An 18,844-nucleotide genomic window follows, 5' to 3' on the forward strand; every position below is an offset into this window, starting at 1 on the left:
GCTGGCTACTCACCCGGCTGCCGCCAGCGGATCGCGCAGCCGGGTGATGGCATCGACCAGGAAGTTGCAGGCCACGAAGATCGCCGCGGTGAAGATGGTGGTGCCGATCACCACGGGAAAATCTCCGTCCAGCGCGGCATTGATCGCCAGCCTGCCGACCCCGTCGAGACCGAAGATCTGCTCGGTGACGATCGCCCCGCCCATGATCACCGCCAGTTCCAGCCCGGCCAGGGTAATGATCGGGTTGAAGGCAGCTTTGAGCGCATGGCCGACCTGGATGCGCCATTCGCTGAGCCCCTTGGCCCGGGCGGTGCGGATATAGTCCGCCCCCAGCACGTCCAGCATGGCGGCGCGCACCACGCGCTGGAAGATCCCGATCTCCGCGATCGCCAGCGTCAGCCAGGGCAAGGCCAGGTGACGGGCCCATTCGAAGGGGTTGTCGAAGAAAGGCACATAGCCGCTGCTCGGGAACCAGTCGATACCAAGGGTCGAGAGCTGGTAGAACAGGAAGAAGGACAGCAGCATCCCGGAGAGGAAGGTGGGAACCGACAGGCCGACATAGGCGATGGCCGCCAGGGCATGGTCGAGCAGGGAACCCGGCCGCCGCGCCGCCAGGATACCCAGCACCAGCGAGACCACCATCCAGATGACCAGCGCCCCCAGGGCGAGCGAGAAGGTCACCGGCACCTTGTCGAGGATCAGCTCTGTGACACCTGTCTGCTTGCGGAAGGAATAGCCGAGGCCGGGCGGCCAGTGCGCAAGCCCCATCGCCGCGCCCTGGATGTCCGGCCCGCGATAGAGATATTGCCAGAGCTGGATGTGCCAGGGTTCGTTGAGGCGCAGGGCGTGAGCGACGGCATCGATCGCCTGCTGGTTCGCATTGCGCGGCGCCAGCATCACCGCCGGATTCTGGTAGGCAAGGCGCGTGATGAAGAAGGCGATGACGAGGACGATCAGCAAGGTGGAGATCGCCCGCACGGTCAGGCCGAGAATGAAGCGCAGCATGATCCCTCCGTCAGCGCCGATGGGGATCGAGGACGTTGCGCAGGCCCGCGCTCAGCGTGTTGAAGCCCACCACCGTCAGGAACAGAGCAATGCTTGGCCCGAGTAGGAACCAGGGTTGCAGCTGGTAGAGCGAGGAGCGCTGGGCATCGGCGATCATGTTGCCCCAGCTTGCCGTCGGGGCCTGGATGCCGACACCCAGAAAGGACAGGGTCGCCTCCGCTACGATGTTGTTGGGCAGTTGCACCGCCCAATAGACCAGGGCAACCGGCGCGACATTGGGCAGGATCTCCCGGATCAGGATCCGCCGGCGGCTGGCCCCCAGCGTCTGTGCGGCCTGTACGAAGGGACTATGCCGAAGCGAGAGTACCAGCCCCCGTGTCAGGCGGGCGAAATAGGTCCAGGAAAACAAGGCGATGATCAGCACCACCACCAGCAGGGGATCGGCGATGGGCTGGCCGTTGGCGCCGCGGTTGAGCGCCAGCAGGCTGAGCGCCGTCACCACGAAGGGAAAGGACAAGGCCACGTCGATGCCCTGCGAGATCACCCGGTCCGCCAGCCCGCCAAAATAGCCGGCGATCAGGCCGATCGAGGTCCCCACCACCATCGCGAGCGTCGTGGCGGGAATGGAGACCAGCAGGGAAACGCGCGCGCCATAGAGGGTGCGGACCAGGACATCGCGGCCATTGCCGTCGGCTCCCAGGGGGAAGGCCCAGTCGGGCCCGATGGGCAGGCCCTCCTCCGACAAGGCGATATCGCTGAACTGTTCCGTCGGGCCATGGCCGAGCCAGAGCGCCACCAGGGGCGCCAGCAGCGCGGCAGCCATCACCGCGAGCACCAGCAGCCCGCCGAACCGCACGGAGGGCTCTGCCAGTACCGCCCCTATCCCAATGGGCGGCGGCCTCGAGTCACGACGCGAGGAAACCAGCTCGGCCCCCTCGGCAAAGATGGTCCGGCTCGCCTCAGCCATGCAGGGCCGGCCTTTCGAGCCTGTCCCCGTCGCTGCTCCGTTGACCGGGAATGGCGGCGATCAGTGCCCGCGTATAGGCTTGGCCGGGACGCCGGAAGACCTGTGCGGTCTGCCCCTCCTCCACGATCCGGCCGGCCTGCAGCACCAGCACGCGATCGCATAGATCGGCCACGACGCCCAGATCATGGGAAATGAACAGGATGGAGACGCCGAGCCGGGTCCTGAGCGAACGCAGCAGCGTGATGATTTTCGCCTGGGTGGTGATGTCGAGCGCCGATACCGGTTCATCGGCCACGATCACGCGCGGCTCCAGCGCCACCGCGCGGGCGATGGCGATACGCTGGCGTTGCCCGCCGGAGAGCTGGGCGGGGTAGCGGTCGAGCACGTCCTGGGGCAGTTCCACCACGTCGACGAGGTCGCGGACGCGTGAGCGAATCTGGGGCGCGGACAGATCCGTGTTGATGATGAAGGGCTCGGCGAGGATGGCGCCGATCCGCCTACGCGGATTGAGGCTGCCATAGGGATCCTGGAAGACCATCTGAATGGCGGAACGCTGCCGCCCGATGAGGGTTGTTGCGCCGGCTCGGGCGTAGACGCTGTCGCCGAGCCGGACCTGGCCTTCGTCCGGCCGATCCAATCCGACGACGATGCGGCCGAGGGTCGACTTGCCCGAGCCGGATTCGCCGACCACGCCGAGGATCTCGCCCTCTCCCAGGGCAAAGGAAACCCGGTCGAGCGCCTGCAGCGTGCCTTCGACCTTGCCACTTCGGCGGAAGCGGCGGGAAATCCCCTCCACCGTCAGCAGGGGTTTGGTCTCCACGGGTGCGGCGGTGCCGAGCGCCAGGCCATGGCGTGCGGCTCCCAGCAGCAGCTTGGTATAGGGTTCCTTCGGCGCACCATAGATGTGTGCCGCCGGCCCCTGCTCCACCACGCTCCCCCGGCGCATTACGACCACGTTATCGGCGATGTCGTTGACCACGCCGAGGTCATGGCTGACGAAGATCATGGCCATGCCACGGCGCTCCTGCAACTGCCGCAGCAGCGTGAGGATGGCGGCCTGGACCGTCACGTCCAGCGCCGTCGTCGGCTCGTCGGCAATCAGCAGGTCCGGGGCGAGCGCGATCGCCATGGCGATCATCACGCGCTGGCGCATGCCGCCCGAGAACTGATGGGGATAATCGTCAATGCGCCGGACGGGATCGCGAATGCCGACCTCGTCGAGCAGATCGAGGATGCGGGCACGCAGGGCCGACCGCCCCACACGCCGGTGGGCGGTGATCGCCTCGCCGATCTGGCTGCCGATCGTCTTGAGCGGATGCAGATTGGAGAGCGGGTCCTGGAAGACGAAGCCGATCTGCGCGCCCCGCAGGCGGCGCAGCCGGCCCGCCGACAGGCCGAGGAGTTCAGTGTCACGAAGGCGGATACTGCCCGTCACTGCCGCCGAGGGCGGCAGCAGGCCGGTGGCCCCCAATAGCGACACGCTCTTGCCGGAGCCGGATTCGCCGACGATGGCCAGGGTCTTGCCGGCATCGACGGCGAAGGAGACGCCGCGCACCACCTCCGTGCGATGCCGGCGCGTTCCAAAGCTTACATCCAGATTATCGACTGCGAAGATCGCCATGGCCGGCTCTCCTGCGCCCTATCGCTATTTGCGCAGGGCGATGTTGGTGATGTCGGCCTGCACGGCGAGCGAGGACCAGGTCCACAGCGCGATGCGGTCTGAGGTGATGGCGACCTTGCGCTTCTCGAACAGGGGGATCCAGGGCAGGTCGGCGGAGACGAGGCGATCGGCCTTGGCCCAGATCGGGCCGGGATCATCGGAAGGAAAGGCCTCGGCCGCCAGTTTGTTGAGCTCCTTGTTGGAATAGCAGACCGCGTGGGTATTGCCGGTGCCGCAGGGCGAGGCATCCGAGTTCAGCCAGCCCCCGAGCAGCATGCGCGTGCTCGGCCCCTGCCAGTCGGGTGCGAACGAAGCGCCCAGAAAGACATCCCAATGGCTCTTGGGGTCCTGGATGTAGGACCGGTATTGCGAGCTCGGCACCGGGATGAGGTTGAGGGTAAAGCCGGCCGCCGCCAGGTCTTCCTTGAGCGTCACCGCGATAGCCTGCACCTGCGCCGTCGTCTGATAGACCGCATCCAGCGTCACGCCGTCGCGATAGCCCGCCTTTGCCAGCAGTTCCTTGGCCTTGGCGGGGTCGCCCGCGCTCTTGGGGGTGGCGTAGGGATCGAAGGGCTCGTAGCCCAGGATGGTCGAGGTGATGATCTGGCCGAGTGGAAGAGCGGCGATCGAGCCCCCCTGGCGCTGGACGAGATGGGCCTTGTTCACCGCATAGGCGAGCGCCTGGCGCACTTCGAGCTTGCGCAAGGCAGTGGCGCCGGGACCGGTGGCCTCCGGCCGAGCGTTGAAGGTGATGAAATTGGCCGAGCCGCTGTTGGAGGCATGCAGATAGGGGCTCTTCTGCGCCTGGTACTGGCGGATAGCGGCCAAAGGCGGCACATCGAGATAGAGCGACAGGTCTGCTTCACCGGCGCGGATCTTCTGCACCACCGCATCTTCGGTATTGGTGGTGAAGTCCACGACGATCTCGTCGACATAGGCCTTGCGGGCCGGATCGGCGGCATGGTTGTAGTTGGCCACCTTCTTGAGCACGAGCTTCTGGCCCTGGTCGTAGGCAGCCACGTAATAGGGACCGCTCGAGGGCAGGTTCTTCCTGAACTCCAGCGAGTCCGGGAAATATTTGGAGGCGATTTCCGGTGGCAGCGGGCTGACGAAGTTCATCGACAGGATGTTGAGGAAATCATAGTTCTTGGTGTCAGAGCGCAGCACCAGCGTCCGGTCGTCGGGCGCGGAAACGCCGGCAATGTCGTGGGTGTCGGTGAAGGCCTTGGTGGCGGCAAGATCGCCCGTCGGCACCTTGGCGAACTGCTTGCAGTAGTCGGCGAAGCCCGCAAAGGCGAGATTGAAATAGTTGATGGCCGCGACCTGCTTGTTGGGATCACAGAAGCGCTTGATGCCGTAGACGAAATCACCCGCCGTGATCTTGCGCGTGGTCGAGCCTGCATAGGTGATGCCATCGCGAAGATGGAAGGTATAGGTCTTGCCGTCGGGGCTGACGTCCCAGGACTCGGCAAGATCGGGCACCAGCTTGGTGTCGTCCTTGATGTCGCCCGGCGCGCCCGGATAAGTCACGAGCTGGCGGGTTACCGCCCGCAGGATCTCCCAGGAATCGGTGCTGTAGCCGGTCAGGGGATCGAAGGCGTCGAGATCGGGGTCGAGCGAGGCGATGCGCAGCGTCCCGCCATAGGGGACCTCGTCGGCCGCCGGTGCCGTACTGGCGCCCGCCAGCGGCAGGACCGCCCCCATCGCCGCAAAGCAAGCCGCCGAGCCGAGCAGCCAAGGACGGGCGAAAAGCCGGGATTTCATAGTCTGTTTCCTGATGGTTTCGAAGGAGGGACGAAGGCCGCGCGCCATTGGGCGCGGGGCCTAGAACACGGTGCCGGCGTGGGGCTGGGCCGATGTGGCGAACAAAGTGTCGAGCGTGGACAGCACCGCCTCGTTCTCGGCCTTGACCCGGCCGGCCCTGGCGAGCTGCCACCAGCGCGCGCCGCCGAGATAGGCCGTTGCCAGGGCGGCGACATCGAGCTCGGCTTGGGCCGGTGCGTCCGTCGGGGCCGCGCCCTGCGCCGTGATGCGGAACCGACCATTGTTGTCGGCGAAAAGGGGGTCGCTGACGGCGAGCACCACCTCGCTTTCACCGGCATAGCGGCGCGTTTCCAGCGCCTGGCGCACGTCGAGAAGACGCAGCCAGGTCTCGTCACGCTGGCCGGTCACGCGAACCTGTCGATGGTTTTCGAACAGCCATGGCAAGGCATCGTCGACGGGCCGGCCGGGGAAGAGGATGCGGTGCACCAGGTCGACATTGAGAAGATGGGCGACCAGGGCGCCATAGGCGGCATCATCGGCTGCGACCAGATCATCGACGACGAGGGTTCGATCCGAACCGGCGAACCATTCGTCGAGGCCGACGGGATGGTAGCGCACATAGCCACTCTCCCGCCCCTCCTCGCCGGCAACCACGACATAGGCCGGCGCCTTGGACAGTTCCTGGCGCAGGCGCTGGAAACGCCACCAGCCGCGCCAGCGCGCAATGGCGCCGGCCTGGCCGGTGCCGGCCTGGGCGTGGATGGCAGGCAGCACGGACCAGGCTTCCTCCAGTTCCACGAAGCGCACCCGCAAGTCATGCGCCACGCCGGGGCGCAACCGCGCCCCCTCGGTCGCAAGGTCGAAGCTGACCTGTGAACTGGCAACGCCATAGCCGAAGCGGGCATAGATGCGCGCATCCGAAGCGCGCAACGTGGCGACGGCATCGCCGCGCGAGCGCGCCTCCGCCAATTGCCGTTCCAGAAGTGCCGTGCCGATGCCTCGCCTGGTATGGGTGGGCAGTACGCCGACATGGGTGACGGCGGCATGGGCGAGCCGTCCGCCCCCTGGCACCGTCAGCGTGCTCGCATAGGAATTGACGGTGCCGACCAGCGTACCTGACAGAAAGGCACCAAGCGTGCGACCCGGCTCATAGATGTCGGAGACGAAGCCGGCATCGATCGGCCCGAAATTCGGCAGCCCCACCATGGCGGTGCGGAACAGCCGGGCAGCCTGGATCAGTTCCGAAACGTCATCCAGAACCCTTACCCGGGCAGGCTCCGGGCTCGGCATCCTGACGGCCGAGAGGTCTACGGCGTGCAGCGACATCGCACTCAGGCCTTCGCCGGCGGGATGAAGACGCGGGGCTTGGGCAGCGTCTGGTTGAGCGCGAACTCACCGATTTCACGCAGGCGGTAGGACACCGGGTCATGCACCGTATGGGTGCGTACATTGCGCCAATAGATGTCGAGACCGTATTTGTTGGCCGTCGAGCGGGCACCCGTCGCCTCATAGATATCGGCAGTGACTTCCAGCGAGACCCTGGTGGCGATGACCTTGGCCTGGTCGATCAGAAGGGCGAGTTCGCCCCAGGCCTGCGCCGTCAAGGCAGGCCCCGCCAGCAGCGCTGCCTGAAAGAGGACCGCGGCCTTGTCAGCCAGGGCGACCCCGGCGGCGATACCGGCCGACAGACGCCCGAAGAGCTGGAGGTGGTAGGGATCCTCGGTGGCCTTCTCCAGTCCCGACTCGGGCCAGGGCCGGCCATGGCTGCGCACATGGGCGGCGGCTGCCTTCAGCGCTCCCTCGGCAATGCCGAGATAGAAATTGACGAAGATCAGCTGGCTGAACAGCACGCGCAACCCGTCGCGCTGCTCGACGTCGCCGGCATAGTGGTCGAGACCCGACAGGAGGTCTGCATCGGTCGCCTCCACCCGATCGAAGATCACCGAGCCGCTGGCGGTGAGGCGCTGGCCGAGATTATCCCAGTCACCCTCGAAGCTGATGCCCTTGCGTGACGGCGGGAACTGGAAGTGCACCCGCTTCTCGCCGTCCCACACCGTTACGGTGAGGATCTGCGCGATCGAGGCGCCGGTGGCGAAGGTGCGCCGGCCGCTGATCAAGTATCCCGTTTCGGTTTTTTCCAGCTCGGCCTTGGGATCGCGCGGATTGCTGACGCCGCCTTGGAACCAGCCTTCCTCACCGACGCCGCGGGCGGTGGCCTGCCATTGCTCGGGCGTGCCGAGGATGTAGCTCCATACCCCGTTGGAATAGTGATAGGCGATCAACTGCCCGATCGAGCCGTCCGCCGCGGCGATGATACGGCTGATCTCGAGCGCCTGTGCGAGATTGGCACCTGCGCCGCCCAGGGCCCTGGGCACGGCGAGACCGAGAAGGCCGGCCTTGCGCAGGAGTTCGATCTCCCCGAATGGATCCTTGTTCGCGCGGTCGCGTTCGAGCGCGCTGGCGGCGAGTTCGGCGGCAACACCTTCGGCGCGGCTCCGCCACTCCGCGAACGCCGCTTCCGAAAGGCCGGCATAGATCTCGATGGCGGGGGCGTCCCCATGCGTCTCGCGCAGGGGGCTTACGGTTGCGTCATAGGCCAATTTGTCTCGTCCTTGTTCAAAACTGTCGGTGACGGGGCTCACTCGGCCGCCGTCGCGGCCGGCACGTCCCGCGCGGGGACGAAACGGGTGAAGTCGCGGAAGGAAGCCCCGCGATGATCCTCGCGCAGCCGGCGCTGGCCCTCGCCCTGGAAGCGTTCGCGTAGCGTAACCGGCGCCGCAGGCCGCTCGCGGATACGCCCGCGCTGCCGGAGTTCGGGCACGATGAAGCGGATGAAGTCCTCGAAGGAGCCGGGGCTGATGGCATAGGCGAGATTGAAACCGTCGATGCCGGTCTCGTCGGCAAGGCGCTCGAGCGCGTCGGCGACCTTCTTGGGCCCGCCGACCAGGGTCGGATGGATGCCGCCCACGCCGATATAGTCGGCGACATCACCCACGGTCCAGCGCCGGTCGGCATCGATGCTGGTGAGGCTGGCCAGGGCCGAGCGGCCGGCATTGGTCTCGATATATTCGATGGGATGGTCGAGCGGATATTGCGACCAGTCGACCCCGGTCCAGGCCGAGAACAAAGCGAGCGCCGCCTCCACGCTGGTATAGGAGAGATAGTCGCGATATTTGGCCTCGGCTTCCTCGTCGGTTTCAGCCGTCACCACGCTGATGGCGGTGATGAACTTGATGGCGTCGGGCGCCCTGCCCAGCTCGACGGCGCGCGAACGGATCTCATCGATGCGCCGGCGGATCGAAGGCGAATTGGTGCCGCCCAGGAAGACGACCTCGGCATTCTGGGCCGCGAATTCGCGCCCGCGCGTCGAGGTTCCAGCCTGGTAGAGCAAAGGCGTGCGTTGCGGGCTCGGCTCGGACAGATGCGCGTCGGGCACGGTGAAATAGGTGCCGCGGTGATGGATGGCATGGACCTTGGCCGGATCGGTATAAATCCCGCGCTTGCGGTCCCGGACGACCGCGTCCTCCTCCCACGACCCCTCCCACAGCTTGTAGGCGACGTCGACGAATTCCTGGGCCCGGTCATAGCGCTCGTCATGCTCGATCTGGCGTTCGAGGCCGAGATTGCGTGCCGCCGATTCCAGCACGGAGGTGACCACGTTCCAGGCGATCCGCCCCTTGGTGAGGTGGTCGAGTGTGGTGAATTTGCGCGCCAGCAGATAAGGCTGCTCGTAGGTGGTCGACACCGTGATGCCGAAGCCCAGATGCTTTGTGGCCGCCGCCATTGCCGAAACCAGCAGCAGCGGGTCGTTGACCGGTGACTGGGCAGCAGTGCGAAGAGAGGCATCGGGCGTGCCGGCATAGACGTCCAGGTGCCCGAGCGCATCGGCCAGGAACAGCCCGTCGAAGCCGCCCTCCTCCAGCAGCTTGGCAAGGCCGATCCAATAGTCGATGCTGGTATAGGTATCGGCCCGGTCGTCCGGGTGGCGCCAAAGGCCCGCCGAGACGTGACCGACCACGGTCATGCCGAAGCCGTTGAGCAAAAAGGGTTTCTTGGCGGCAATCGGCTGTGATGAAGCGGACATCGTTCAAACCATTCACGAATAATAGGTGGGTGGAGGAACCGTCCCGTTGAGGGCGTAGTCGCCGACTTCCAGGACCTTGTAGTGCACGGGATCATGCAGGGAGTGGGTGCGCACATTGCGCCAGTAGCGATCGAAGGAGAGCGCCCTTGTGGTGGCGCGCGCGCCCATCAGTTCGAACAGGCGGGACGTGACCTCCAGCGCTACCTCGGTCGAATGCACCTTCGACTGGTAGGCGATGGCCGCGACCGCGCCTCTTTCGTGCCCGGTCAGCTCACTCCCGCGTTCCACAGCGCGCTGCGCCGCCTCGGCCGCCGCATCCGACAGGGCAACGGCCGAGGCCAACGCGACGGAAAGTCTGCCGAAGCGCTCGACCACCAGCGTGTCCTCGCTGGCCCTGCCGGCCGGCGATGACAGCCAAGGCCTCGAGCGGGTCCGGATATAGTCGCGCGCTTCCTCGAAGGCGCCGAGCGCCGTACCGAGATAGAGCTCACCGAAGGCGAGCTGTATGATCGGCACATGCAACGTCTCGGCCGGCGTTTGCGAAGCATCTTCAGGGCGATGCGCGACGAGATCGTCCAGGCTCACTGCGACATTGTCGAAACTGGCGCTGCCCGAGACGGTGAGGCGCTGGCCCATATTGTCCCAGTCATGGCCGAAGCTCAGGCCCGGCGTGGGATTGGGCACCACGAACTGGCCGATATGGCCGCCGGCATCGTTGCCTGCGATCGTCGTTCCTGGCGCGAAGCGCACCCAGACATGCAGGGTGTCGGCCACCGCAGCGCCGCTGGCGAAGGGCTTGGAGCCGTTGAGCACGAAGCCCGTGCCTTGCGGCGTCGCGCTGATGAGCGGCTCATAGGCGGCCTGCGCCACGCCGCCATGAAACCAGCCCTGCCTGAGGAAACCTTCCGCCCGCCGCGCGAACAGCGCCTGGTTCGGCCCGTTCCGCCCCAAGGCCGTGCCGAACAGATGATAGGCAGCGATCTGGGCGATGGAGGTATCGCCCTTGGCCAGGATGCGTATGATATGCAGGACCTGCCGGGTGCTGGCACCGCCCCCGCCGATCGCCTCGGGCAGGAAGATCGTCAGGAGGCCGGCCTGGCGCAACAGGTCGATCTCCGTCACCGGATCGGCGCCGGCGGCATCGCGTGCCGCCCCCGTCCGCCTCAGCTCCGTCGAGACCTGCTCGGCCGCCTCGATCCAGAGCCGGAACCGCTCCTCATTGCTCAACCCCGCCTGGGTTCCATCGGCGCTCATGACCGGGCCTCCGCCGTCCCGGCTGCCGGGAAGGCGAAGCGGGCCGCGGGATGGTCAGGCGGCACGCGCGGGGAATCGGTGCCGAACAGGCGGCTGCGCAGCGCCCCCGCCCGGTGTTCACGCAGGCGCCCGCGCCGGTCGAGCTCAGGCACGACATGCCGGGCGAAGTCGCGGAAGCTGCCGGGGTTGACGATGTGGATGAGATTGATGCCGTCGGTATCGGTCTCGGCGAGCCAGGCGTCGAGATCGTCGGCGATCCGGGCCGGGCCGCCCACCAGCGTCTTCACCCGCCCGAAGCCGCCATCGGGCAGAAAGGCCTCACGCAAGGTCCAGCGCCGCCCGGACGCCGGATCGTCGAACATGCGCAGAAGCGATCTGTTGGCGTTGGTGTCCTGATAGCGCAGCGGCTCGTCGAGGGGGTGGCCTGCAAAGTCGATGCCGGTGCTCGCCGAATAATGCGTGATCGCGCCTTCCAGGCTGTAGTAACGGCGATAATCGTCGAACTTCTCCCGAGCCGCTTCGTCATCTCCCGCCGTGACGACGGCGAGGGCGCTGATGAAGCGGATGGCTGCCGGCGCCCGCCCCGCCACGCCTGCCAGTTCCTTGATTCTCACGACATTGCGGCGGATGCCGGCGGCATCGGCCCCGGCAACGAAGACCACCTCGGCATGGCGGGCCGCGAAAGCCTGCCCCCGCGGCGAACCGCCGGCCTGGAAGATCACCGGCACACGCTGGGGGCTGGGTTCGGAAAGATGCGGGCCGGGGACGTTGTAGAAATGGCCGCGATGGCCGATGCCATGCACCTTGGAGGGATCGGTATAGAGTCCCTCGGGACGGTCCGGGCTGCCCCGGTCACGCAGAACGGCATCGTCCTCCCACGAACCCTGCCAGAGCTTGTAGGCCACTTCGAGGAATTCGTCGGCGCGATCATAACGCTCGTCGTGGGGATACTGGGCCTCCAGCCCCAGATTGCGGGCGGCGCTGTCGAGCTGGGAAGTCACCACGTTCCAGGCGATGCGCCCGCAGGTGACATGGTCGAGCGTGGTGAACTTGCGGGCCAGCAGATAGGGTTTCTCATAACTGGTCGAGACGGTGATGCCGAAGCCGAGATCGCGGGTGGCCGCCGCCATGGCCGAAACCAGCAACAGGGGATCGCCAAGGGGAGATTGCGTGCCCGTCCGCAGCGAGGCCTCGGCGCTGCCACCATGCACGTCGAGCAGCCCCAACGCATCGGCGATGAACAGATTGTCGAAGCGGCCCTCGTCGAGGATCCGGGCAAGTTCGAGCCAATAATCGAGATCGGTATAACGGTACGTCTCGTCCTCGGGGTGTTGCCACAGCCCGTAATTGACATGGGAAACCGAGTTCATGGTGAACCCGTTCAAAATGATCGGTTCGGCGGACACGACGCAAATCATCCATTTTTTTGGAAAAAATCTTCGCTCGCCGGGATGTCCGCACCTGCTGTCGCCGCAGGCTGCGTTCGGCAATCGATGGAGGTATGTTTGCGCATAAATTACATATTGTCTATAAAATTTATATTCTTTTTATTGACGCCAGCCGCTTGCCCGCCCTAGCATGGGTTCAAGCTGCAAAACCCGCCTGAATCAGGCGGAGAACTGCGGTGTTTCAATCAAGCTGAGGTAGAATTCCATGGGCTTTCGACCGCTCCATGATCGCGTGGTCCTGCGCCGCCTGGAAGGCGACGAGAAAACCAAGGGCGGCATCATCATACCCGACACCGCCAAGGAAAAACCCCAGGAGGGCGAGGTCGTCGCCGTCGGTCCGGGCGCGCGCGACGAGAACGGCAAGCTCCAGCCGCTGGACGTGAAGGCAGGCGACCGCGTGCTGTTTGGCAAATGGTCGGGCACGGAAGTCAAGATCGATAGCCAGGACCTGCTCATCCTCAAGGAAACGGACATTCTCGGCGTCATCGCCTGACCGCCCTCCCCCCCTTTCACAGTCAGACGGCCCCGGAGCGCTTTCGTTCCCGGCAAGCCTGAAGGAATCCAACCATGGCAGCAAAAGACGTCAAATTCTCTTCCGATGCCCGCGAGCGCCTGCTGCGCGGCGTCGATATCCTGGCCAACGCCGTCAAGGTCACGCTCGGCCCGAAGGGTCGTAACGTCGTGATCGAGAAGTCGTTCGGCGCGCCCCGCATCACCAAGGACGGCGTCACCGTCGCCAAGGAGATCGAGCTCGAGGACAAGTTCGAAAATCTCGGTGCCCAGCTCCTGCGCGAAGTCGCCTCCAAGACCAACGACCTCGCCGGCGACGGCACCACCACCGCCACGGTCCTCGCCCAGGCCATCGTCCGCGAAGGCGCCAAGGCGGTGGCGGCCGGCTTCAACCCTCTCGATCTCAAGCGCGGCATCGACCTTGCCGTAACGGCTGCGATCAAGGACATCGAAAAGCGCGCCAAGAAGGTCAAGTCGTCCGAGGAAGTGGCCCAGGTCGGCACGATCTCGGCCAATGGCGACGGCTCCATCGGCGCCATCATCGCCACCGCCGTCGACAAGGTCGGCAATGAGGGCGTGATCACCGTCGAGGAAGCCAAGAGCCTGGAGACCGAGCTCGACGTCGTCGAGGGGCTGCAGTTCGACCGCGGCTATCTCTCCCCCTATTTCGTCACCAACGCCGAGAAGCTGGTGGTGGAATTCGAGGACCCCTATATCCTCATCCACGAAAAGAAACTGTCCTCGCTCCAGCCCTTGCTGCCCGTGCTCGAAGCGGTGGTGCAGACCGGCAAGCCCCTTTTGATCATCGCCGAGGACGTCGAGGGCGAGGCACTCGCCACGCTGGTGGTCAACAAGCTGCGCGGCGGGCTGAAGATCGCCGCGGTCAAGGCACCGGGCTTCGGCGATCGCCGCAAGGCCATTCTGGAGGACATCGCCACCCTCACCGCCGGGCAGACCATCTCGGAGGATCTCGGAATCAAGCTGGAAAACGTCGCGCTCTCCCAGCTCGGCCGCGCCAAGCGCGTGCGCATCGAGAAGGAGAACACCACCATCGTCGACGGCGCCGGCAAGAAGAAGGACATCGATGCCCGCGTCGCCCAGATCAAGGCGCAGATCGAGGAGACCACCTCCGACTATGACCGCGAAAAGCTGCAGGAGCGCCTGGCCAAGATCGCCGGCGGCGTCGCGGTGATCCGCGTCGGCGGCTCGACCGAGATCGAGGTCAAGGAGAAGAAGGACCGGGTCGACGACGCGCTCAACGCCACCCGCGCCGCCGTCGCCGAAGGCATCGTGCCGGGCGGCGGAGTCGCTCTGCTGCGGGCCAAGGCTGCCGTCGCCGCGCTCAAGAGCGAGAACGCCGACGTTCAGTCCGGCATCAACATCGTGCTGAAGGCGCTGGAGGCCCCGATCCGCCAGATCGTTGAGAATGCCGGCGTCGAAGGCTCGATCGTGGTCGGCAAGATCACCGAGAACAAGTCGGCGACTTTCGGCTTCAACGCCCAGACCGAAACCTTCGTCGATCTCCTGGAAGCCGGCATCGTCGATCCGGCCAAGGTGGTGCGCACCGCCCTGCAGGATGCCGCCTCTGTCGCCTCGCTGATCGTCACCACCGAGGCGCTGGTGACCGAGCTGCCCAAGGAAAAGCCGGCGATCGCGCCCCCGGGCGGCGGCATCGGCGACTTCTGAGGCCGACATCAGGCAGGCAGGCCGCTTCGGCCTTCCGTCTGCGGCGGCGCGCCGCTTTCCGGCGCGCCCGCTCCTCCTGCTGGAATGAATGGAAGATTACGATGCGGTTCGTTTCCCTGGGCCTCAGGCTGAGCCTCGCCGGCGCCCTGTTCGCCCTCGTCCATGGCGCGGCCCTTGCCGACGACGCCGACAAATATGGCGGCACGCTGATCGTCGCCCAGAACGCCGAGATCACCAATCTGGATCCCGGCCGGGAAGGCGGCTGGGAGACCTTCCGCATCGCCCGTCACATCCACGAGGCGCTGGTGACGGAGGACCTGTCGAAATCGGGTGCGGAGGTGAAGGTCCCGCCCCTCAAGCCGGCCCTCGCCGAATCCTGGGAGATCTCGGCGGACGGACGGGTCTACACCTTCCATCTGCGCCGCGGGGTCAAGTTCCAGGACGGCACCGATTTCAATGCCGAGGCCGTGGCCTTCAACATACGCCGCGGCTGGGATCCGAAATTCGAATTCTACGACAAGATCAGCGCCGCCAACCTCGCCTATACCTATTCCTCACTCAGCCGGATCGAAACGCCCGACGACTATACCCTCGTCCTCACCTTCGCCGAGCCCTTCAGTCCCTTCCTGCGGATGCTCGCCCAGGGCAGCGGCGGTTCGGGCGGCATTGCCAGCCCCACGGCCATCCGCAAATACGGCAATGACGGCTATGCCGAACATCCTGTCGGCACCGGCCCCTACCGCTTCGTCGAGCGCATCCGCGGCCAGAAGGTCGAGATCGAGCGCTTTGACGGCTATTGGGGCGACAAGCCCTTTCTCGACCGCATCATCTTCCGGCCGATCATCGACGGCAATGCCCGCGTCGCCGCGCTGGAAACCGGCGAGGTCGACATCATCTCCTGGCCGCCGCGCGACAGCGTGGCCAAGCTGAAGGCGCAAGGCTTCGGCGTCGACAATGTCGACCTGCCATCGGTCTATTACTACACCTTCAACAGCGCCAACGAGACCTTCAAGGATGTACGCGTGCGCCAGGCGCTCGCTTTGTCGATCGACCGGGCCGCGCTGGCGCGCGACCTGCTCAAGGATACGGCCGGCCCCGCCTACGGCATCTTGAACCCGGGGAGCGACGCCTTCGACCCCTCTTTCCGCGACTATCCCTATCATGTCGAAAAGGCCAAGCAGTTGCTGGCCGAGGCCGGCCACCCCAATGGCGTCAGCGGCCTCCTGGAGATCTATGCCGGCGGCGAGCCGGTGGCGGAATGGATCCAGCGCGACGCCGCCAAGGCCGGCATCAAGCTGGAGATCCGTTCCTATGACTGGAACAGCTTCCTCGCCCGCAACAAGAAGAACGGCCCTGAGGTCGCCCTGACCTCGATGGAATGGGGCTTTCTCACCCCCTATTGGCTCTACATCGTCGCCCACAGCAAGAGCAGCGGCAATACGGGCAACTACAACAATCCCGCCTTCGACAGGGCTGTCCATGAGGCGATCACCGCCGTCAAGGCCGAGGATATCAGGGACAAATGGCGCGAGGCCAACTGGATCCTGGCCGCCGACGTCGGCAAGCTGCCGATCTACTATGAGCGCACCCACTATGCCGCGGGCAAGAATGTCGGCGGCTTCGCCACCCCCGCCCAGGATTGGTATGATCTCAGCCATGTCTGGCTGAAGGAAAAGCAATAGGCCGGGGTGCTGGGATGATCGCCCTGGTCGCACGCCGCGCCGCCGCCTCGCTGGCCATTCTGGCGCTGGTCACCTTCCTGGTCTTCCTGGTGGTCTATCTCAGCCCGGGAGACCCGGTGGCGACCATGCTCGGCCGCGATGCCTCGGGCGAGACTGCCGACCAGATCCGCCGCGATCTCGGCCTCGACAGGCCCTTCCTCGTCCAATATGGCGCCTGGTTGTGGGGCCTGCTGGGCGGCCATTTCGGCACCTCCATCACCATGCATGTGCCGGTGCTCGACATCCTCGTCCCCGCCTATGTCAACACCTTCATCCTGGCCCTGGCGAGCCTGGCGATCGCCTTGACTTTCGGCGTGCTGCTCGGCGTGCTCTCCGGCTTGCGGGCCGGGGGGTGGTTCGACCGGTTGGCGGCGGCGGTCAGCGAAGGCTTGGCGGCGACGCCGGTGTTCTGGCTCGGCATCATGCTGATCTGGCTTGTTTCCAAGCAGCTGCGCTGGCTGCCGTCCTCGGGCATGTACAATCTCAGGGGGTCCCATTCCCTGGCCGACCTTCTCGCCCATCTGGTCCTGCCCGCCTTCTCGGCCGCAGTGCTCGCCATCGCCATCATCATGCGGCTGACACGCGCCAGCGTCATCGACGCGCTCAATGCCGACTATGCCAGGATGTTCGCCTCCGCCGGCATGTCGACGTCGAGGCTGCTGTTCACCCAGATCGCCCGCAACATCCTGGCGCCGATCGTCAGCATCGGCGGCCTCCAATTCGGCACGCTGTTCGGCGGCGTGATCTTCGTGGAGACGGTGTTCGCCTGGCCCGGCCTGAGCGCCCAGCTTTACAACGCCATCACGGCGCACGACATCCCGGTCATCCAGACCGGCGTGCTGATGATCGCCGCGACCTTCATCCTGATCAACCTGATCGTCGATCTGGCGCTGGTCTGGCTCAATCCGCGAGCGAGGGCCTGATGTCATTCTTCCAGGCCTCGAATTCCCTCGGAGCATCGCCCACCGAAACGCCTGCACGACGCCGCTGGATCAACAGGGGCGTCATCGGCCTTGCCATCATCGTCGCGGTGATCGGCCTGGCGGCGCTGGCGCCTTTGCTCTCGCCCTATGATCCCGACATCGGCGAGGGCGCCCTGCGGCTGGCGCCCCCCGGCACGCCCGGCCATTGGCTCGGGCTCGACGGCCAGGGCCGCGACATCCTCTCCCGTCTGATCTGGGGGGCGCGGCTGTCCCTGATCGCCAGTATCGTCCCGGTCGCCATCGCCTTCCTCGTCAGCCTCGGCCTTGGCCTCGCCGCCGGCTTCGCGCGCAAGCCTCTGGGTGAGGTGATCATGCGCGGCATCGACGTGCTCTTCGCCTTTCCGATGATCCTGTTTGCGATCGCCATCGCCGCCGTGCTCGGCCCGGGCCTCGCCACCATCATCGCCACCATCGCGCTGTCGCTGGTTCCCTACATGACGCGCGTGGTCTATTTCGCGGTGCTGGCGGAAACCGGGCGCGAATATCTCGAGGCCGCGCGTCTGCTTGGCGCCAGCCGGTGGGCCATTCTCTTCGGCGAGCTCCTGCCTAACATACTCTCGCCCGCCATCATCTACGCTACCACGCTGATCGGGCCGATGATCGGCTTTTCCTCGGGCCTCAGCTTCCTCGGCCTCGGCATCCAGCCGCCTTTGGCCGACTGGGGCCGGATGACCGTGGACGGCGTCGGCGTATTCGCCGAGGGCGCGCCGCATGTGGTCATCGCCCCCGGCATCGCCATCATTGTGGTTTCGCTGGCGTTCAACTGGCTCGGCAGCGGCCTGCGAAACTGGCTGGACCCTCATCACCATGCGTAATCGAACCTGCTGAAGGAGCGGCCATGCCGATCATTGCCCCCATCGCGCATCACAAGGTTCAGGCGCCGCAGGACCCTTCCGAGCTTTTGCGCCTCGCCGATCTGCACGTCACCATCACCACCCCCCGCCGCTCGATCGAGGCCGTCAGGGGCGTCGATCTCGAACTCAGGGCCGGCGAGATTCTTGCCCTCGTCGGCGAGTCGGGCTCAGGCAAGACCATGACAGCGACATCGATCGTCGGCCTGCTGCCACGTCCAGCCGCCCGGATCACTCAAGGGCGCATTCTCTTCCAGGGCAGGGACCTGCTCGCCGCCGGCACGCGCGACCGCCAGCGCATCCTGCGCCAGGACATCGCTTTCATCGTGCAGAGTTCCCTGACCTCCCTGAACCCGACCTCCACCATCGGCCGCCAGCTCGCCGACATGATCGCCTTCCGCAATGGCCTCAGCCGCAGCGAGGCTCGCCGCGAAGCCGTGCGCTGGCTCGGGGAAGTCGGCATCGAGGCGGCCGAGCGTGTCATGGCCTCCTATCCGCACAGGCTGAGCGGCGGCATGCGCCAGCGCGTGCTGATCGCCATGGCGATCAACAGCCGCCCCAAGCTCATCATCGCCGACGAGCCGACGACAGCGCTCGACACCGCCACCCAAAAGCAGATCCTGACACTGCTGGCGCGCATCCGCGACAGCTACGGCACCGCCGTCCTGCTGATCACCCATGATTTCGGCGTGGTGTCTTTTCTCAGCGATCGCATCGCCGTCATGCAGCACGGACGCATCGTCGAGACCGGCCCGACAACGCGGGTCCTCGCGGCACCCCAACACCCCTATACCGCAACTCTGATCGATGCGGTGCCGCGCCTTGGTCATTCCCTGCCCCGTCCCTCGCCCAGAGCCATCATCGAGCCAAACCGCAGCGCCGGCCTTGCTCATGCGGCGGGGCGCTGAAGG

At 65.9% G+C, this 18,844-nt stretch carries 15 protein-coding genes; 6 read left to right on the plus strand and 9 right to left on the minus strand.

The window, feature by feature from the left end; translation table 11 throughout:
* Window positions 1-9: 9 nt before the first annotated feature.
* From J8I29_RS25060 to J8I29_RS25100, 9 genes are read right to left on the minus strand one after another with little or no spacing between them, the layout of a single operon-like run.
* Complete coding sequence (locus tag J8I29_RS25060) at window positions 10-1,005, minus strand: ABC transporter permease (RefSeq protein WP_209433724.1); 996 nt, start codon at window positions 1,003-1,005, stop codon at window positions 10-12.
* A gap of 10 nt (window positions 1,006-1,015) precedes the next feature.
* Window positions 1,016-1,972 (minus strand): ABC transporter permease, encoded by a 957-nt coding sequence (locus J8I29_RS25065; RefSeq protein ID WP_209433725.1) that lies wholly within the window; start codon window positions 1,970-1,972, stop codon window positions 1,016-1,018.
* Window positions 1,965-3,593 (minus strand): ABC transporter ATP-binding protein, encoded by a 1,629-nt coding sequence (locus J8I29_RS25070; RefSeq protein WP_209433726.1) that lies wholly within the window; start codon window positions 3,591-3,593, stop codon window positions 1,965-1,967. The genes J8I29_RS25065 and J8I29_RS25070 overlap by 8 nt, the downstream gene beginning before the upstream one ends.
* Before the next feature lie 24 nt (window positions 3,594-3,617).
* The gene (locus J8I29_RS25075) at window positions 3,618-5,396 is read right to left on the minus strand and encodes an ABC transporter substrate-binding protein (protein WP_245197346.1); all 1,779 of its coding nucleotides are present in this window, start codon (window positions 5,394-5,396) and stop codon (window positions 3,618-3,620) included.
* Window positions 5,397-5,456: 60 nt separating this feature from the next.
* Window positions 5,457-6,722, minus strand: coding sequence for a GNAT family N-acetyltransferase (locus tag J8I29_RS25080; RefSeq protein ID WP_209433727.1), 1,266 nt, complete (start codon window positions 6,720-6,722; stop codon window positions 5,457-5,459).
* Between the two features lie 5 nt (window positions 6,723-6,727).
* Window positions 6,728-7,996, minus strand: a complete 1,269-nt coding sequence (locus J8I29_RS25085) for an acyl-CoA dehydrogenase family protein (protein ID WP_209433728.1) — start codon at window positions 7,994-7,996, stop codon at window positions 6,728-6,730.
* A gap of 38 nt (window positions 7,997-8,034) precedes the next feature.
* Window positions 8,035-9,480 carry an LLM class flavin-dependent oxidoreductase gene (locus tag J8I29_RS25090; protein ID WP_209433729.1) on the minus strand — a complete coding sequence of 482 codons (1,446 nt, stop codon included), beginning with the start codon at window positions 9,478-9,480 and terminating at the stop codon, window positions 8,035-8,037.
* 12 nt (window positions 9,481-9,492) lie between these two features.
* On the minus strand, window positions 9,493-10,734 hold the full coding sequence (locus J8I29_RS25095; RefSeq protein WP_209433730.1) for an acyl-CoA dehydrogenase family protein: 1,242 nt from the start codon (window positions 10,732-10,734) through the stop codon (window positions 9,493-9,495).
* Window positions 10,731-12,140 (minus strand): LLM class flavin-dependent oxidoreductase, encoded by a 1,410-nt coding sequence (locus J8I29_RS25100; RefSeq protein WP_348536160.1) that lies wholly within the window; start codon window positions 12,138-12,140, stop codon window positions 10,731-10,733. The genes J8I29_RS25095 and J8I29_RS25100 overlap by 4 nt, the downstream gene beginning before the upstream one ends.
* A gap of 247 nt (window positions 12,141-12,387) precedes the next feature.
* Between J8I29_RS25100 and groES the strand changes: the two genes are divergently transcribed.
* From groES to J8I29_RS25130, 6 genes are all read left to right on the plus strand, one after another.
* The gene (gene groES, locus J8I29_RS25105; protein ID WP_209433732.1) at window positions 12,388-12,675 is read left to right on the plus strand and encodes a co-chaperone GroES; all 288 of its coding nucleotides are present in this window, start codon (window positions 12,388-12,390) and stop codon (window positions 12,673-12,675) included.
* Window positions 12,676-12,749: 74 nt separating this feature from the next.
* Window positions 12,750-14,378: a chaperonin GroEL gene (gene groL / locus J8I29_RS25110; protein ID WP_209433733.1), complete on the plus strand. Its 1,629-nt coding sequence runs from the start codon at window positions 12,750-12,752 to the stop codon at window positions 14,376-14,378.
* 101 nt (window positions 14,379-14,479) lie between these two features.
* Window positions 14,480-16,060, plus strand: coding sequence for an ABC transporter substrate-binding protein (locus J8I29_RS25115; protein WP_209433734.1), 1,581 nt, complete (start codon window positions 14,480-14,482; stop codon window positions 16,058-16,060).
* Window positions 16,061-16,074: 14 nt separating this feature from the next.
* On the plus strand, window positions 16,075-17,022 hold the full coding sequence (locus tag J8I29_RS25120; RefSeq protein WP_209433735.1) for an ABC transporter permease: 948 nt from the start codon (window positions 16,075-16,077) through the stop codon (window positions 17,020-17,022).
* A complete protein-coding gene (locus J8I29_RS25125; RefSeq protein ID WP_209433736.1) occupies window positions 17,022-17,897 on the plus strand; it encodes an ABC transporter permease in 876 nt (291 codons plus the stop codon). Before J8I29_RS25120 ends, J8I29_RS25125 begins: the two co-directional genes overlap by 1 nt.
* Window positions 17,898-17,920: 23 nt before the next feature.
* Complete coding sequence (locus J8I29_RS25130; protein ID WP_209433737.1) at window positions 17,921-18,841, plus strand: ABC transporter ATP-binding protein; 921 nt, start codon at window positions 17,921-17,923, stop codon at window positions 18,839-18,841.
* Window positions 18,842-18,844: the final 3 nt, after the last annotated feature.

Source organism: Labrys sp. LIt4, assembly GCF_017813775.1.
Taxonomy (GTDB): Bacteria; Pseudomonadota; Alphaproteobacteria; order Rhizobiales; family Labraceae; genus Labrys; species Labrys okinawensis_A.

Excerpts from the sequence above, each read along its gene's own strand:
- J8I29_RS25065 (WP_209433725.1), bottom strand. The coding sequence starts at position 1,972 with ATGGCTGAGGCGAGCCGGACCATCTTTGCCGAGGGGGCCGAGCTGGTT.
- J8I29_RS25115 (WP_209433734.1), top strand. The coding sequence starts at position 14,480 with ATGCGGTTCGTTTCCCTGGGCCTCAGGCTGAGCCTCGCCGGCGCCCTG.
- J8I29_RS25090 (WP_209433729.1), bottom strand. The coding sequence starts at position 9,480 with ATGTCCGCTTCATCACAGCCGATTGCCGCCAAGAAACCCTTTTTGCTC.
- J8I29_RS25070 (WP_209433726.1), bottom strand. The coding sequence starts at position 3,593 with ATGGCGATCTTCGCAGTCGATAATCTGGATGTAAGCTTTGGAACGCGC.
- groES (WP_209433732.1), top strand. The coding sequence starts at position 12,388 with ATGGGCTTTCGACCGCTCCATGATCGCGTGGTCCTGCGCCGCCTGGAA.
- groL (WP_209433733.1), top strand. The coding sequence starts at position 12,750 with ATGGCAGCAAAAGACGTCAAATTCTCTTCCGATGCCCGCGAGCGCCTG.
- J8I29_RS25120 (WP_209433735.1), top strand. The coding sequence starts at position 16,075 with ATGATCGCCCTGGTCGCACGCCGCGCCGCCGCCTCGCTGGCCATTCTG.
- J8I29_RS25080 (WP_209433727.1), bottom strand. The coding sequence starts at position 6,722 with ATGTCGCTGCACGCCGTAGACCTCTCGGCCGTCAGGATGCCGAGCCCG.
- J8I29_RS25095 (WP_209433730.1), bottom strand. The coding sequence starts at position 10,734 with ATGAGCGCCGATGGAACCCAGGCGGGGTTGAGCAATGAGGAGCGGTTC.
- J8I29_RS25125 (WP_209433736.1), top strand. The coding sequence starts at position 17,022 with ATGTCATTCTTCCAGGCCTCGAATTCCCTCGGAGCATCGCCCACCGAA.
- J8I29_RS25130 (WP_209433737.1), top strand. The coding sequence starts at position 17,921 with ATGCCGATCATTGCCCCCATCGCGCATCACAAGGTTCAGGCGCCGCAG.
- J8I29_RS25075 (WP_245197346.1), bottom strand. The coding sequence starts at position 5,396 with ATGAAATCCCGGCTTTTCGCCCGTCCTTGGCTGCTCGGCTCGGCGGCT.
- J8I29_RS25060 (WP_209433724.1), bottom strand. The coding sequence starts at position 1,005 with ATGCTGCGCTTCATTCTCGGCCTGACCGTGCGGGCGATCTCCACCTTG.